The sequence below is a fragment of the Glutamicibacter sp. 0426 genome, from assembly GCF_001906485.1.
Taxonomy (GTDB): domain Bacteria; phylum Actinomycetota; class Actinomycetes; order Actinomycetales; family Micrococcaceae; genus Glutamicibacter; species Glutamicibacter nicotianae.
Window position 1 is genome coordinate 18,290 of the sequence record NZ_MPBI01000004.1, and the last position, 14,319, is coordinate 32,608.

Annotated in this window: 16 protein-coding genes; 9 read left to right on the top strand and 7 right to left on the bottom strand. The window is 63.0% G+C overall.

The window, feature by feature from the left end; genetic code table 11:
- Window positions 1–62: 62 nt before the first annotated feature.
- The 4 genes from BKX98_RS11155 (at window position 63) to BKX98_RS11170 (ending at window position 2,258) form a co-directional block, all read left to right on the top strand.
- Complete coding sequence (locus BKX98_RS11155) at window positions 63–1,205, top strand: acyl-CoA dehydrogenase family protein (RefSeq protein WP_073707293.1); 1,143 nt, start codon at window positions 63–65, stop codon at window positions 1,203–1,205.
- A 116-nt stretch (window positions 1,206–1,321) separates the two neighbouring features.
- A complete protein-coding gene (locus BKX98_RS11160; protein WP_073707294.1) occupies window positions 1,322–1,525 on the top strand; it encodes a hypothetical protein in 204 nt (67 codons plus the stop codon).
- Entirely contained in the window at window positions 1,522–1,962 is a 441-nt protein-coding gene (locus BKX98_RS11165; RefSeq protein ID WP_073707295.1) for a hypothetical protein, read from the top strand. The genes BKX98_RS11160 and BKX98_RS11165 overlap by 4 nt, the downstream gene beginning before the upstream one ends.
- The gene (locus tag BKX98_RS11170; RefSeq protein WP_038992006.1) at window positions 1,959–2,258 is read left to right on the top strand and encodes a transcriptional regulator; all 300 of its coding nucleotides are present in this window, start codon (window positions 1,959–1,961) and stop codon (window positions 2,256–2,258) included. Before BKX98_RS11165 ends, BKX98_RS11170 begins: the two co-directional genes overlap by 4 nt.
- Before the next feature lie 3 nt (window positions 2,259–2,261).
- On the opposite strand, the gene nadE is transcribed toward BKX98_RS11170, so the two are convergent.
- Window positions 2,262–3,086 carry an ammonia-dependent NAD(+) synthetase gene (gene nadE, locus BKX98_RS11175; protein WP_073707296.1) on the bottom strand — a complete coding sequence of 275 codons (825 nt, stop codon included), beginning with the start codon at window positions 3,084–3,086 and terminating at the stop codon, window positions 2,262–2,264.
- A gap of 92 nt (window positions 3,087–3,178) precedes the next feature.
- The gene (locus BKX98_RS11180) at window positions 3,179–3,616 is read right to left on the bottom strand and encodes a MarR family winged helix-turn-helix transcriptional regulator (RefSeq protein WP_038992004.1); all 438 of its coding nucleotides are present in this window, start codon (window positions 3,614–3,616) and stop codon (window positions 3,179–3,181) included.
- Window positions 3,617–3,655: 39 nt separating this feature from the next.
- On the opposite strand from BKX98_RS11180, the gene pyrE reads away from it, so the two are divergent.
- On the top strand, window positions 3,656–4,213 hold the full coding sequence (gene pyrE, locus BKX98_RS11185; RefSeq protein ID WP_174520620.1) for an orotate phosphoribosyltransferase: 558 nt from the start codon (window positions 3,656–3,658) through the stop codon (window positions 4,211–4,213).
- A gap of 80 nt (window positions 4,214–4,293) precedes the next feature.
- Here pyrE and BKX98_RS11190 read toward each other — a convergent pair whose 3' ends face one another.
- The gene (locus BKX98_RS11190; protein WP_073707297.1) at window positions 4,294–5,358 is read right to left on the bottom strand and encodes a LacI family DNA-binding transcriptional regulator; all 1,065 of its coding nucleotides are present in this window, start codon (window positions 5,356–5,358) and stop codon (window positions 4,294–4,296) included.
- 216 nt (window positions 5,359–5,574) lie between these two features.
- Between BKX98_RS11190 and BKX98_RS11195 the strand changes: the two genes are divergently transcribed.
- From BKX98_RS11195 to BKX98_RS11210, 4 genes are read left to right on the top strand one after another with little or no spacing between them, the layout of a single operon-like run.
- Window positions 5,575–6,873 (top strand): ABC transporter substrate-binding protein, encoded by a 1,299-nt coding sequence (locus BKX98_RS11195; protein WP_073707298.1) that lies wholly within the window; start codon window positions 5,575–5,577, stop codon window positions 6,871–6,873.
- Window positions 6,874–6,881: 8 nt separating this feature from the next.
- A complete protein-coding gene (locus tag BKX98_RS11200; protein ID WP_083586860.1) occupies window positions 6,882–7,922 on the top strand; it encodes a carbohydrate ABC transporter permease in 1,041 nt (346 codons plus the stop codon).
- Window positions 7,919–8,806: a carbohydrate ABC transporter permease gene (locus tag BKX98_RS11205; RefSeq protein WP_073707299.1), complete on the top strand. Its 888-nt coding sequence runs from the start codon at window positions 7,919–7,921 to the stop codon at window positions 8,804–8,806. Before BKX98_RS11200 ends, BKX98_RS11205 begins: the two co-directional genes overlap by 4 nt.
- Before the next feature lie 48 nt (window positions 8,807–8,854).
- On the top strand, window positions 8,855–11,185 hold the full coding sequence (locus BKX98_RS11210; RefSeq protein WP_073707300.1) for a glycoside hydrolase family 3 N-terminal domain-containing protein: 2,331 nt from the start codon (window positions 8,855–8,857) through the stop codon (window positions 11,183–11,185).
- Between the two features lie 3 nt (window positions 11,186–11,188).
- Here BKX98_RS11210 and BKX98_RS11215 read toward each other — a convergent pair whose 3' ends face one another.
- From BKX98_RS11215 to BKX98_RS11230, 4 genes are all read right to left on the bottom strand, one after another.
- Window positions 11,189–11,914: an ABC transporter permease gene (locus tag BKX98_RS11215; RefSeq protein ID WP_073707301.1), complete on the bottom strand. Its 726-nt coding sequence runs from the start codon at window positions 11,912–11,914 to the stop codon at window positions 11,189–11,191.
- A complete protein-coding gene (locus BKX98_RS11220) occupies window positions 11,911–12,696 on the bottom strand; it encodes an ABC transporter ATP-binding protein (RefSeq protein WP_052253849.1) in 786 nt (261 codons plus the stop codon). Before BKX98_RS11220 ends, BKX98_RS11215 begins: the two co-directional genes overlap by 4 nt.
- Before the next feature lie 35 nt (window positions 12,697–12,731).
- The gene (locus BKX98_RS11225; protein ID WP_073707303.1) at window positions 12,732–13,370 is read right to left on the bottom strand and encodes a TetR family transcriptional regulator; all 639 of its coding nucleotides are present in this window, start codon (window positions 13,368–13,370) and stop codon (window positions 12,732–12,734) included.
- Between the two features lie 80 nt (window positions 13,371–13,450).
- A complete protein-coding gene (locus tag BKX98_RS11230) occupies window positions 13,451–14,293 on the bottom strand; it encodes an HAD-IIA family hydrolase (RefSeq protein WP_100339296.1) in 843 nt (280 codons plus the stop codon).
- Window positions 14,294–14,319: the final 26 nt, after the last annotated feature.

A 14,319-nucleotide genomic window follows, 5' to 3' on the forward strand; every position in this document is an offset into this window, starting at 1 on the left:
CCAAAAGAAGACTTAGTCCAACAATATACTTGGACTTCCTATGGTTTGGAAGGAATCCCCAGATGGACCTCTTGAATATGGCCGGACAACTGGAGGAAGCCGAACGGCAGCGGCTGCGTGAAATCAGCCAGGTGGCGCAGCGCGAGGTGCGCCGCCAGTCGATTGGCTACTGGAACCGCGAAGAATTTCCCGCCGAGCTGATCGGCAAGCTGGCCGAATTGGGGCTGGGTGGTTTGCAGCTGGAGGACAGCTCTCATCTGCTGCGCGGGCTGATCCATGCAGAACTCGCCCGGGCCGATATTTCAACCTCATCAGTGGTCGGCATCCATAATGAACTGGTGCTTGGGATGATCCACGAACTGGGGTCGGAGCAGCAGCGGGCGCGGTGGCAGGACAAGCTCGCCGGGTTTGAAGCCTTCGGCGCATTTGCGCTGACCGAACCGGAGCATGGATCGGATATCGCCGGAGGCATAGGCGCCACCGCGCACCGCGGCGGGGACGAGTACCTCATTAACGGCGCCAAGCGCTGGATCGGCATGGGTACGCTGAGCGATTTCGCGCTGGTCTGGGCCAAGGACGAGGAGACTGCGCAGATCGGAGCGTACCTCGTTGAATCGGACCGCCCTGGATACAGCGCCACCAAGATTGAAAACAAGATCGGGCTGCGCGGCATGCAGAATGCGGATATCCGGCTGGAGAATGTGCGGATTCCAGTAGTGAACAAGTTGCCCGGGGCCACCAGCTTCGCCGCCGCAAACCAGCTGCTGATGCAATCGCGCGCTTGGGTGGGATGGCAGGCTGCCGGCGCGATTATGGCCACGCTCGACATCTGCAAGGCCTACGCCACGCAGCGCCAGCAGTTCGGCAAGCCGTTGGCCGCCTTCCAGCTGATCCAGCAGCCGCTGGCCGAAATCGCAGGCAATCTGGGCGCCTGCCTCTCCATGATGTGCGAGATTGCCCGCAAGCAAGAGCGTGGAAAACTGCGCATGGAGGATGCTGCCATGGCGAAGTCGACTGCCACCCGCCTGGCAAGGGAGTCGGCCGCGTTGGGCCGGGCGATGCTTGGCGGCAATGGCGTGGTGAGCGATTTCGAAATGGCCAAGGTCTTCTGCGATGTCGAAATTCTCCATACCTATGAAGGCACCTATGAGATCAACTCGCTGATCGTCGGGCGCGCGCTGACCGGAGTGAGCGCCTTCGTGTAGCCGGCTCCAGCGTCCTTCAAGATTTTCCTTTCCAAACCATAACAAGTACTTTCCAAAATGAAAAGTACTTGTTATGGTCAAGGGACAAGGAAGATCGAAGTCAAAGGAGCAGGACAATGAAGATTCCATTCAGCACTTGGTACACCGTCATCATCGTTTCGGCAGGCCTGGCCTTCGCGGCAATGGCCATGACCGCCTATGCCACGGGCAACAACTCGCTGCTCTTCATCGGCATGGGCTTCTTCATGGCCCTCTGCATGACCATGACTTCCATCCATGCCCAGCGTCAGCAGAAGGCCCGCAAGGCGGCCATCAAATGAGCTCCGACAATGAAATGACTCCCGAAGAGCAACTCGCCGCCCTGGGGATGGCGCAACAGGGAATGCAGCGGGCTGCCGGATACGGTGCCAAATTGCTGGGCACCTATTGCATCATCCTGGGGGTCCTCATGGGCGGGCTGGCGGCGCTGCTGCAGCTCTATCGCCCCGACGAGAATTTCACCGGCTTCATCGTCATCATGGTTTTGTTTGCCATAGCCGTCATAGCTATTTCCTTGGCCTACGGGAAGCTCTACCGCTCGCTGCCGCGCGGGCATTCAAAAATGTACCTCCGGGGATTCACTATCAGCATGGTGCTTTATGCGGTGGCTGTTGCGTTGCTCGGAGCCGGATCCATGGGCTGGGGCGTCATCGCGTTGATCTGGATCATCGTTGCCGCACCGTTGTCGCTGACCGGAATTGCGATGGTGCGCAAGTGAGTTCCCATGCCCGTGAACGGCTCAATGACGATTTCTCCAACCCGGTGCGGCTTTCGCTAATGGGTTCCCTGCAAGCAGTAGACGAAGCTGACTTCAAATCCTTGAAGGAAGCCATCGGCATTTCGGATTCGGTGCTGTCGCGGCATTTGAGCGCACTGGAGGCCGGAGGGTACGTGCAGATCAAGAAGGGGTACGTGGGCAAAAGGCCCCGCACCTGGGCGAAGCTGACTTCGTCCGGGCAAGAGGCCTTTGCGCAACATGTCCAGGCGCTGAAGGAAATTACCGGATTGGGATAACTGCTAGGCGCGCCACCACTTGTCCCAGTAGGTGGCAGGCACGGTGCGCTTATGCCGTGATCCCAGGAAGCGCCGCTCGATGGCTTCGGCAGCGGACGGATCGATCTCTCGGCCCTCGAGGTAATCGTCAATCTGCGGATAGGTCAGGCCGAGCTCGTCTTCATCTGCGCGCAGGGGCTGGCCATCCAGCAGATCCGCGGTCGGCTCCTTGGCCCACAGCAGCTCAGGGGCCTGCAGCTCGCGCAGCAGCGCCTGGTTCTGGCGCTTGTTCAGTCCGGCCAAGGGCAACAGATCCGCTGCGCCGTCGCCGAACTTGGTGAAGAAGCCGGTGACCGACTCGGCCGCGTGGTCGGTGCCCAGTACCAGCATCCCGCGGTCGCCGGCCATGGCATACTGCATCAGCATTCGGGAGCGGGCCTTGAGGTTGCCGCGGTTGAAATCGCTCAGCGACGGGTGCCCTGCATCAGCCAAGGCCTCGTCGAAGGCGGCGACCGGCTTCTGGATGTTCACCTCGAACTGCTCGTCGGCAGCCACGAAATCCATGGCGGCTTGAGCATCGGCAGCATCCTTCTGCACGCCATGCGGCAGGCGCACCGACACGAAGCGGGCCTCGCCGCCAACATCTCGCACCTCTTCAACTGCCAGCTGGGCCAGACGACCAGCCAGCGTCGAATCGATGCCGCCGGAAATACCCAGCACGAATCCCTTCGCACCGGTGGCGGACAGATAGTCCTTGAGGAAGTCGATGCGCCGGCGGATCTCGCCGGCCGGGTCGATCTCCGGGCGCACGCCCAGCTCTTCAATGATCTTTGCTTGCAGTTCACGCATGCTTCTAATCCTAGGCATGAGCCATCGCCGTGCGGTACCGCTGCACCGGATGGGAACGAAAGTTAATCTGTTCTCAACAAATCCCGGCGGGGCTATGCTGATTCCCGGTCGGGATCCCAGCCCAGATTCCGGGCGATCTTCTCCAGGGTTTCAACCACAGCGTCATATTCGGAACCATCCAGGTCCTGGCCGAACTGGGTGCGGATCTTCTCCACCAGCTCGCTGAGCTTGAGCAGCGAAGTGTGCCCACGCTCGGTGATGGAATATTCGCCGTTCACTGCCGTAACCCAACCTGATTCGATCAGCTCGGCAAGGTGTTCCCGCAATGATTGCGGTTCATCCGGGGAAGCGAAGAATGGGGAAAGCCCGGCGTCCAGCTGCGCCTCGGTGGCAGGCTGCTGCTCCAGCAGGTTGAGCACCTGCCATTGCCTGCGCGTCACACCGTGTTCTTCCAGAGTCGCTGCAAACTGCTCGTCAATCAGCGAATCCACCAATTTCAACCAGTAACCCAAGGGGCGTTTTGCGTTCATGAAATCAGCCTAGCCATGATGCCGACTAGAATCGAGGGTATGAGCGAAACCAGCGCGCGTGAGCGACTAAAAGAACTGATCCAAGAACTAGCCATTGTGCGCGGCAAGGTCACCTTGTCCTCGGGCAAGGAAGCCGATTACTACATCGATCTGCGCCGTGTCACCCTGCATCAGGAAGCATCCGGACTCGTTGGCGAAGTCATGCTTGACCTGCTGGACGAGGCCAAGCTGGAATTCACCAATGTCGGCGGCCTGACCATGGGCGCCGACCCGGTAGGCACCGCCATCATGCACACCGCACGTGCCCGGCAGCGCGCCATCGATGCATTCGTGGTCCGCAAGGCGCAGAAGTCCTATGGTATGGGCCGCCAGGTTGAGGGGCCAAGCGTTGAAGGCCGCGATGTCATCGTGCTCGAAGATACTTCCACCACTGGCGGCTCCGCGCTGACCGCTGTAGAAGGTGTGCGCAAGGCAGGCGGCAACGTCATTGCCGTGGCAGTGATCGTTGACCGGGACACCGGAGCCAAGGAACGCATCGAAGAAGAAGCCGGCGTCCCCTACCTGTTCGCCTACGGCAAGGACGAGCTGGGCCTGTAGCCAGCGCAGGATCGCACGGACAGCACCTCGTTGCGCAGTGGAAAATTTCCGGTGCGTAGCGGGGTGCTTTGCTTTGCCCGTTAGCTGTTGCGCGCACGCGAGGTGGTCTCGCGCGGAACGAGCACCGCTGGCAAGTGGTCCGGGGATTGGACGTTCTCGCCGGAAAGCAGAGCCAGCAGCATGTTCACCGCTTGGGCGCCCATCTCATGCAGCGGCTGGCGCACGGTGCTCAGCGGGGGAGTGGCCTGTGCTGCCTCGGGAATGTCGTCGAACCCGATGATCGAGAGATCGCCGGGAACCTGCAGCCCGCGTTCGCCGGCAACTTCCAACGCGGCCAGGGCCGAAAGGTCGTTGGCCGCAAAGATTGCGGTGGGCGGTTCGGGCAGATCGAGCAGGTCATTGGCGGCCTGCACGGCAGCGTCATGCTGGTAATCGCCGTCGCGCGCCAACTGCTGGTCGAATTCCACGCCGGTCTCTTCCAGTGCTTGGCGGTAGCCCTGCTCGCGCAGGTGCGCGGATGCCAGATCCGCTCGTCCGCGGATATGCCCGATGCGGCGATGGCCCAGATCCAGCAGGTGCTTGGTGGCAGTGTAGGCTCCGGCGCGGTTGTCCACATCGATGGCCAGCGGCATCTGCGGCCCCGTATGCGGGTCAATGGCGACGACCGGAACCGAGCTATGCGGGACCTCCACCGTGGGGGTGACGATGATGGCGCCGTCGATCAGGGTTCCTCCCAAACGGGACAGCGAGCGGCGCTCCCAGCCGGCATGCCCGTCCGGGGAAAGATTGCCCGCGTAGGCCATTAGATCGTATTCCGTTCCGCGCAGGGTCGCGGAGATGCCGTTGAGCAGGCCCAGCGAGAAGGGCTCGAATTCCGCAACCAGGATGCCGATGATGTTGGTGCGGGTGCTGCGCAGCGAGGAAGCGACCAGCGAGGTCTCGTAACCCAGCTCGCTGATGACCTGGTGGACCTTGGCGATGGTAGCCGGGGCAACCCCGTAGCGGCCGTTGACGACCTTCGACACGGTTGAGACCGAGACCTGCGCGGCGCGCGCGACATCGTTGATGGTCACGCGTGAGCCGGAGGGCTCGCCGGAGAGCTGCTGCTGGGCGGGGATCTCGGGAATTCCGGTCTGAGGGGTCATCACTCGACTAACAGTAGCGCAAAACGCTCTGGGAAATCGTGGTTTCACGGGGAAATGGCGGGGAATCGCGAACTTTTCGATAACGTTTTCGCGATGGATTTGGAAAACGTTATCGAAAACGATTGACATGACCTGCGTCACGGTGAAATTCTTGGTGGAGCCAATCGCCTGCCGCCCGAGGTCGACAGGTCATCATCACAGCTGAGGAGCACGAGCATGTTATCCAAGACCCGAGGTGCGCAGATCCTGGCGCTGGCCGCCACAACCGCCTTGCTGGCCACTGGCTGCGCCGCCGGCGCAAAAGAGGATGGGAAGTCGGCTGACGGAACGACCACAATCACCTGGTGGCACAACTCCAACAATGGCGACGGCAAGGCCTACTACGAAAAAGTGGCGGCCGACTTCGAAGCCGCCCACGAAGGTGTGAACGTAGAAGTCAACGCAATGCAGCACGAGGACATGCTCACCAAGCTCGATGCGGCTTTCCAGAGCGGCGATGCCCCGGATGTCTACATGGAACGTGGCGGCGGCGAGCTGGCGGCGCACGTGGCCGCGGGACTGACCAAGGACCTGACCGATGCGGCCGCCGAGGAAATCGCCTTCCTCGGCGAGAGCGCCGGCGGCTGGCAGCTCGATGGCAGGACCTACGCCTTGCCGTTCTCCCTGGGCGGCGCGGGGTTCTGGTACAACAAGGCGCTGTTCAAGGAAGCGGGCATCGATTCGGCTCCGCAGACCTTCGACGAACTGATCGAGGCAACCGGGAAGCTGAAGCAGGCCGGCATCGACCCGATTTCCATTGGCGCTGGCGACAAGTGGCCAGCAGCCCATTACTGGTACTACGCGGCAGTGCGCGAATGCTCCCAGCAGACCCTTGCCGACTCGGTCGCCAATCTCGATTTCAGCGACCAGTGCTTCGTGGCGGCCGGGGAAGATGTGGACAAGCTGATCAAGGCCCAGCCGTTCAACCCGGGCTTCCTCTCCACCCCGGCGCAGTCCGGCCCGACCTCCGCTTCCGGCCTGTTGGCCACAGGAAAGGTAGCCATGGAACTGGCTGGCCACTGGGAGCCAGGGGTCATGCAGGGCCTGACCGAGGACGGCGCGGGCATGGGCGAGGACACCGGCTGGTTCCCATTCCCTGCCATCGAGGGCGGGCAAGGCGACCCTGCCGCGCAGCTTGGCGGAGGCGACGCCTGGGCAGTTTCCGAAGGCGCGCCAGATGCGGCCGTCGACTTCGTGAAGTACATGCTCTCCACCGAAGTCCAGCGCGGATTCGCCGAATTGGACATGGGCCTGCCGACCAACCCGGATGCCAAGGACGCGATCGCTGACCCAGCACTGGCCTCGCTGATGGACGTGCGTGACAGTGCTCCGTACTTCCAGCTCTACTTCGACACCGCTTTCGGCGCATCGATTGGCGGCGCAATGAACGATGAAATTGCCCTGCTCTTTGCCGGCAAGTCCAACGCTCAGAAGATCGTCGACGCCAGCCAAGATGCCGCTGACCTGGAGAAGTGATCCCCGCCGTGGCCCAAGAAGTAACCTGCGCCGCCAGCTTATCAACTGGCGGCGGCACCGATCTTGCCGACAAGGAGCGTTCCAAGGCAAACGCGCTGCCGGCTCCAAGAGACTCCAAGCGCGGACGCAAGCCAGCACAGAAGCGCAAGAATCTGGAGATCTTGTTCTTCGTCAGCCCGGCATTGCTGCTGATCGCGGTCTTCATGCTGGTCCCCATCATCCAGGCGGTGCGCTTTTCGGTGTACAACTGGAAGGGCTTCGGCCCGCTGGTGGACTTCGTAGGCTTCAAGAACTACGTCCGGGTACTGGGCAACGAGGTATTCACCGATGCCCTGGTCCATAACCTGGTCATCATCGGCGGCTCCATCGCCCTGCAGCTCCCGATCGGCCTGGGCATCGCACTGCTGCTGAACCGGAAGATGAGGATCCAGTCCCTGCTTCGCACCATCATCTTCGTGCCCTACGTGCTTTCCGAAGTCATTGCCGGGGTGGTCTGGTTCCAGCTCCTGCAGCCGCAGTACGGGGTCATCGACACCATCTTGTCCAAGCTGGGGATCCAAGGGCCGGCCCAGGGCTGGCTGGGTACGCCGGAACTCGCCTTGTGGACCGTGCTCGGCGTACTGACCTGGAAGTACCTTGGGCTGGCGGTGATCCTGTTCCTTGCCGGACTGCAGGGCGTGCCGTCCGAGCTCTACGAAGCGGCGGAAATCGACGGCGCTTCCTGGTGGCAGATCCAGCGGAAGATCACCATCCCGCTGCTGGGGCCCACCCTGCGCACCTGGGGCTTCCTGTCCATGATCGGATCGCTCCAGCTCTTCGACATGGTCTGGATCCTCACCGGCGGTGGCCCGGCCAACGCCACGACCACCATGGCCAGCTTTCTGGTTTCGGAAGGAACCAAGCGCCAGAACTTCGGCATTGCCGCGGCTGCTTCGGTCATCTTGTTCATCGTCGCCCTGGTGCTGGCCATCTCCTACCAGCAGTTCATCCTCAAGCGCGATGCGCAACCGGATGTCGAGCGCCCGAAGCGGAAGCGAGCCAAAGCATGAGCGCCACCTTGACCACCCGCCCGCAGCACACGCCGGCACAGGCCCGCCGCGCCAAAAAGCGCAATGGCCGGCAGGGTGGAAACGTCCTGGTCTACGCCATTGCCTTGGCGGTCGTCGCGATAACCCTGGGCCCAGTCCTCTACGGGGTGCTCGGCGGCTTCCGCACCAATGCCCAGCTGGCTGAGAACCCGGCAGGCCTTCCCGCTCCCTGGGTGCTGGAGAACTACACGGGCGTACTGGTAAACCCGGACTTCTGGCAGTACGCGCTGAACTCCACGATGATTGCGCTGATCACCACCGTTATCGTGGTGGTTTTCGGGATCATGGCCGCCTACCCGTTGGCCCGCTACCATTTCCGCCTGCGCGAACCGATCTTCATGGTCTTCGTGCTCGGCTTGCTGTTCCCCGCCACCGTGGCAATCGTTCCGCTGTTCATCCTGATCACCCGAGACCTGGGCATGGGCAACACCTGGTGGGGTGTGGCCCTGCCGCAGGCGGCCTTCGCGCTGCCCATGACCGTGGTCATCCTGCGCCCCTTCCTGATGGCGCTACCGCAGGAGCTGGAAGAAGCGGCCCAGCTCGATGGCGCCAGCCGCATGGGCTTCTTCTGGAAGATCCTGCTGCCGCTGTCCGGACCGGGCATGGTCACCGTCGGCGTGCTGGCCTTCGTCGGGTCATGGAACGCGTACCTGCTTCCGCTGCTGCTGCTGCGGGGGGAGATGCGCACCTTGCCGCTGGGCGTCGCAGACTACTCCAGCGAGCACTCGGCGGATACCGCCGGCGTCTTCGCTTTCACCGCGCTGGCCATGATCCCGGCACTGATCTTTTTCCTGGCCATGCAGAAACGCATCGTCAATGGACTGCAGGGCGCGGTCAAGGGCTGATCCAGCGCGCCTCAAGCTATCGAAATCTTTTGAAGACAAGGAAAAACCATGAAAACTGTCGAGCAAGCCTGGCATGACACCGCACTTCCTGCCGAGCAACGCGTCGCCGCGCTGATGGATGAAATGACACTGGAAGAGAAAGCCGCGCAGCTGGGCTCGTTCTGGATCCGCCCTGCGGAAGCAAGCCAGGATGGCGAGGGCAATGTGGCGCCGATGGCCAACACCTTCGGCGCCGGACCCGACCTCGAAGACGCCATCAAGGACGGATTGGGTCATATCACCCGCGCCTTCGGCACCATCCCGTTGGCTCCCGCCGAGGGCCGCGAACGCCTGGTTGAACTGCAAGAGCAGGTCATTGCCGCCAACCGCCTGGGTATTCCGGCCATTGCCCACGAGGAATGCCTGACCGGTTTCACCACCCTGGGGGCCACCTGCTATCCGGCGTCCATCGCCTGGGGCGCAACCTTCAATCCGGAACTCATTGGAGGTATGGCCCGGCGCATCGGTGCCGACATGCGGAAAATGGGCGTGCACCAGGGCCTGTCCCCAGTCCTGGACGTTGCCCGGGACTACCGCTGGGGCCGGGTGGAAGAGACCATGGGCGAAGACCCCCACCTTGTGGGCGAGCTGGCGGTAGCCTATGTGCGCGGCTTGCAGGATTCCGGGGTGCACGCCACCTTGAAGCACTTCGCCGGCTACGCGGCCTCGCAAGCCGGACGCAACCATGCGCCGGTCTCCATGGGCCCGCGCGCCTTGGAGGACATCGTCTTCCCGCCGTTTGAACGCGCAGTTCGCGAAGCCGGAGTGAAGTCAGTGATGAACTCCTATGCGGACGTGGATGGCGAAGCGCCAGCGGGCAGCCACCGGCTGCTCACCGAAGTGCTGCGTGGCCGCTGGGGCTTCAAGGGAACCGTCGTGGCCGACTACTGGTCTGTCAGCTTCCTGCACAGCATGCATGAAGTTGCCCCAGACGAGGACGCGGCCGGACGGCTGTCCTTGGAGGCCGGCATGGACGTTGAGCTCCCGGAGACCACGGCCTTCGCCAACCTGGCACAGGCCGTCCGCGCCGGAGAGCTGGAGCAGGAAGTCCTGGACACCGCCGTACGCCGCGTGCTGGCCCAGAAGCTCGAGATGGGCCTGCTGGACCCAGGCTGGAACCCGCGCAAGGCCTGGCTGGGCGATGACGTGGAACTGGACTCGGCGGATAACCGAGCCCATGCCCGGACAATGGCCGAGGAATCCATCATCCTGCTGCGCAATGAGCAGATCCTCCCCCTGGAGAACCCGGCACGCTTGGCGGTCATTGGCCCGAGTGCCTCCCAGCCGCGCACCCACCTGGGTTGCTACTCCTTCACCAACCACGTCTACTCGCGCTTTGCCGAGCAGCAGGACTACGGCGTGCCGATGGCCTCGATCCTCGAAGCCTTGCAGCAGGCTCCTGCGCTCGCCGGATCGCAGATCGAGTATGCACGCGGCGTGGACTTCACCGATCTGGATGATTCGGGCATCGCCCAGGCCGCCGAAGCGGCCCGCAACGCCGAAGTCGCGGTGGTCACCGTCGGCGACCTCGCCGGCCTCTTCGGCCGTGGCACCTCGGGAGAGGGCTGCGACGTTGTCGACCTGCGCCTGCCCGGGCGGCAGGGGGATCTGGTGGAAGCGGTGCTGGCGACCGGAACCCCGACGGTGCTGGTGCTGGTAGCCGGGCGGCCATATGCGCTGGGACAGTTTGTGGATCGTACCGCGGCCATCGTCCAGTGCTTCATGCCGGGCGTGGAGGGCGGGCCTGCGCTGGTCAGCGTGCTGACCGGCGAGAGCAACCCCTCGGGCAAACTGCCGGTACAGATCCCCGACCATATCGGCGGGCAGCCAGGCACCTACCTTGCCTCCAAACTGGCCTGGCATGCCGAAGGCGTCACGAATCTCGATCCGCGGCCGCTATACCCCTTCGGCTACGGCAGTTCCTACACCAATTTCGAAATCTCCGGCCTTGAGCTGTCGCAGACGTCGATTGCCACCGACGGAAGCTTCCGGATCAGCGCCACCGTAACCAACACCGGAGCACGCTCCGGTGCCGAAGTAGTGCAACTGTACCTGGCTGATGCGGTGTCGCAGGTGGTGCGTCCGCGCCGCTGGCTTGCCGGTTTCGCCAAGGTGCCGCTCGAGGCAGGGCAGTCGAAGCGGGTCACCTTCACGCTTCACGCCGACCGCACCTCGTTCACCGGCCTGTCTGGAAAACGCATTGTGGAACCGGGCACGTTCACGGCGCTGGTGGGTTCGAGCAGCGAGGATCTTGCAGTGCAAGCTGATTTCGAGATCACCGGGACAGTGCGTGAAGTGGCCGAAGGCCGCGTGATGGATACCCCGGTGGACATCGCGTAGCCGCTATGCGGTGCGACGCCGCAGTGTCAGTGAACCGACCAGCAGCGCGACGGCGATCCAGGCGACGATGACCAGCATGCTGCCTGCCGTCGTGGAATCCACTGTTCCCGCCGCGACATCTGAGAGGGCGTCGATGGCGTGGGACAGTGGAAGCCAGTCTCCAATGGCTTCCAGCACTCCGGGCAGCTGGTCGCGGGGCAGGATGATGCCGGCCAGCAGGAACTGCGGGATGACCAGTGCAGGCATGAACTGGACTACTTGGAATTCGGTGCGCGCGAAGGCGCTGGCCATCAACCCGAGGCTGATTCCCAGCAGCGCGTCGAGGGCTGCCACGGCAAACAGCAGCCAGAAGCTGCCTTCGATTTCCAGGCCGCAAACCCAGATGGCGAAGCTGACAGCGATCATGGTTTGGAAAATCGCGACCAGGGTAAAGGCCAGCGCATAGCCGAAGATGAACTCGCCCTTGGCCAGCGGCATGCTCAGCAGGCGCTCGAGGGTGCCGCTGCGCCGCTCGCGCAGGGTGGCGATGCTGGTGACCAGGAACATCACCACGAAGGGGAACAACGCGATCATGGCCGGACCGATGCGGCTGAAGGCCGGGGTGTCGGTGAAGATCCAGGCGATCAGGCCGATCAGCAGGCTGGGCACAATGAGCATCAACGCGATGGTCCGCGGGTCGTGGCGCACCTGGGCCAAGACCCGCCCGGTGGTGGCGAGTGTGCGTTTCATGGCTGCTTCCCTTCCGCCGCGGCCCGATGCTTCGGAACAGATGCCTTGCGGCTTGGCGGCTGCGCGGTGCCGCCTGCCGCGATCAGCGCAACGAAAGCATCTTCGGGATTCTGCGCACCGGTTGATTCCATCAACGCTTCCGGGGTCATCTGGCCGAGCAGTTTCCCCTCGCGCAGCAGCAGTACTTCATCGCACCGCATGGCTTCGTCCATGACATGGCTGGAGACGACAAGGCAAAGGCCGGTGGCCGCCAGTCGCGAGAACATCGCCCACAAATCCGCCCGCAGGACAGGGTCCAAGCCCACTGTGGGTTCATCCAGGATGACAATGTCCGGCGAGCCGAGCAATGCGATGGCCAAGGACACGCGATTGCGCTGCCCGCCGGATAGATCCATGGCCAGCCGGTCGGACTGATCCGTGAGGTCCGTGGTTTCCATGACCCGCTCCACTTCGGCCGCCCGCTGCCCGAGGATCTTGGCGAAATAGGCGATGTTCTGCTTGACGCTCAAATCGTCATAGACGCTGGCGGCCTGGGTCATGTAGCCGACCCGATGGCGCAGGGATTTGTGCCCGGCGGGCTGTCCGAGAACGGTGACAGTTCCGCCGCTGATGATCTGGTTGCCCACGATGCTGCGCAGCAGGGTGCTCTTGCCGCTGCCGCTGGGTCCGAGCAAGCCGATGATCCGTCCCGGCGCTAGTTGGAAGCCCACCTGGTCCAGGACCAGGGACCTTCCGCGTCTGACCACGAGGCGCTGCACATCGACACAAGCCTTTTTATTCATCACATAATGAATTTGAGACCCCCGCCAGCGGTATGTCAATGGTCCAGCGCAGGCAATTCACCGGTGAGGTAGCGCTGGATAGTGGGAGCTACCAGCTCGATCACCTGCTCGTCATCCATGGAGGCCACAGGCTCCAAGTCAATGATGTAGCGCGCGACAATGAGCCCGATAATCTGGCTGGCCACCAGGGCCACCCGGGGTTCGGCGCTATCTTCGGGTAAACGCGAACCCAATCGCGAGAAGATCTCCTTCTGCAGGAAGGGGCGGAGGATCTTCGTCGCGCTGCTGCTGGAAATTAGTCCCCGGATCATGGCCGTTGCCGCCGTGCGGAAGGCAGGCTTGCGCCAGGTGGTGAGCAACGCGCGAACCAGCGCCTCGCCCATCTGCTCCAACGGCGCTGTGGCGGCCTGGGCAATGATTTCCCCTGGATTGACGGGGATGTGCATGGTCTGGACGAACAGGTCGTCCTTGTCCTTGAAGTAGTGGTGCACCAGCGCAGGATCCACCCCGGCTCGGCGCGCTACCGAACGGAGGCTGGCTGCCTCGTATCCGGCATGGGAAAATTCCTTGGAGGCGGCCCTGAGGATGGCCGCCTTGGTTGTCCCGGTGGTGCTGCCCTTGGGGCGCCCGCGCTTCCGCGCACCCGGAACCTCGTTCGGTACTTGCTCGCTCACGGTCTCAGCATACGTCCGGAACCGTGCGCCAACGCAGTAAGGCCGGGCAAAAGCCCGGCCTTACATGGGTCAGCTGAAGGCTACTTCTTGGCGGCTGGCGTTTCCGCTGCCGCGGCGCCCTTGGCGAGTTCCGCATGCAGGTTAGCCACGGAAGGGAACTGAAGGTCCGGGCGGAACGGGAAGGTATCCATGTCTTCCCGGGCGGTGATGCCGGTGTACACCAATGCCGTCAGGAGTCCGGCTTCCATGCCCGCAACGATATCGGTGTCCATGCGGTCGCCGATCATCGCGGTGGTTTCCGAGTGCGCATCGATCCGGTTCAAGGCGGAGCGGAACATCATCGGGTTCGGCTTGCCCACCACGTATGGGTCGCGGTTGGTTGCGCGCGAGATCAGGGCCGCGATGGCGCCGGTGGCCGGCATGATGCCCTCGGTGGAGGGGCCGGTGGCGTCCGGATTCGTGGCGATGAACTTCGCCCCGCCTTCGATCAGCCGGATGGCCTTGGTGATGGCTTCAAAAGAGTAGGTGCGGGTCTCGCCCAGAACCACGTAGTCAGGATTCTGATCGGTCATGATGAAACCTGCATCGTGCAGTGCGGTGGTCAGGCCGGCTTCGCCGATGACGAAGGTGCGGCCACCTGGACGCTGGCGAGCCAGGAACTCGGCGGTGGCCATCGCGGACGTCCAGATGTTCTCCTCCGGGACGTCCAGGCCCGAGGCCAGCAAGCGGGCGCGCAAATCGCGCGGGGTGAAGATGGAGTTGTTGGTCAGCACCAGGAAGCGCAGGTTGTTTTCGCGCCAGTAGCCCAAAAGCTCGGCGGCGCCCTTGATGGCCTGGTTCTCGTGCACCAATACGCCGTCCATGTCGGTGAGCCAGCATTTGATGTCGTGGACAGTTCGGGTACCGCGGATTGAAGTAGTCACGAGGCGTGGATCCTCCCTGGGAAAGT

What these genes read in the sequence shown, in the direction of transcription:
- pyrE (WP_174520620.1), top strand. Translation starts at nt 3,656, where the DNA reads ATGAGCGAAACCAGCGCGCGTGAGCGACTAAAAGAACTGATCCAAGAA.
- BKX98_RS11155 (WP_073707293.1), top strand. Translation starts at nt 63, where the DNA reads ATGGACCTCTTGAATATGGCCGGACAACTGGAGGAAGCCGAACGGCAG.
- BKX98_RS11220 (WP_052253849.1), bottom strand. Translation starts at nt 12,696, where the DNA reads ATGAATAAAAAGGCTTGTGTCGATGTGCAGCGCCTCGTGGTCAGACGC.
- nadE (WP_073707296.1), bottom strand. Translation starts at nt 3,086, where the DNA reads ATGCGTGAACTGCAAGCAAAGATCATTGAAGAGCTGGGCGTGCGCCCG.
- BKX98_RS11165 (WP_073707295.1), top strand. Translation starts at nt 1,522, where the DNA reads ATGAGCTCCGACAATGAAATGACTCCCGAAGAGCAACTCGCCGCCCTG.
- BKX98_RS11160 (WP_073707294.1), top strand. Translation starts at nt 1,322, where the DNA reads ATGAAGATTCCATTCAGCACTTGGTACACCGTCATCATCGTTTCGGCA.
- BKX98_RS11195 (WP_073707298.1), top strand. Translation starts at nt 5,575, where the DNA reads ATGTTATCCAAGACCCGAGGTGCGCAGATCCTGGCGCTGGCCGCCACA.
- BKX98_RS11215 (WP_073707301.1), bottom strand. Translation starts at nt 11,914, where the DNA reads ATGAAACGCACACTCGCCACCACCGGGCGGGTCTTGGCCCAGGTGCGC.
- BKX98_RS11180 (WP_038992004.1), bottom strand. Translation starts at nt 3,616, where the DNA reads ATGAACGCAAAACGCCCCTTGGGTTACTGGTTGAAATTGGTGGATTCG.
- BKX98_RS11210 (WP_073707300.1), top strand. Translation starts at nt 8,855, where the DNA reads ATGAAAACTGTCGAGCAAGCCTGGCATGACACCGCACTTCCTGCCGAG.
- BKX98_RS11205 (WP_073707299.1), top strand. Translation starts at nt 7,919, where the DNA reads ATGAGCGCCACCTTGACCACCCGCCCGCAGCACACGCCGGCACAGGCC.
- BKX98_RS11190 (WP_073707297.1), bottom strand. Translation starts at nt 5,358, where the DNA reads ATGACCCCTCAGACCGGAATTCCCGAGATCCCCGCCCAGCAGCAGCTC.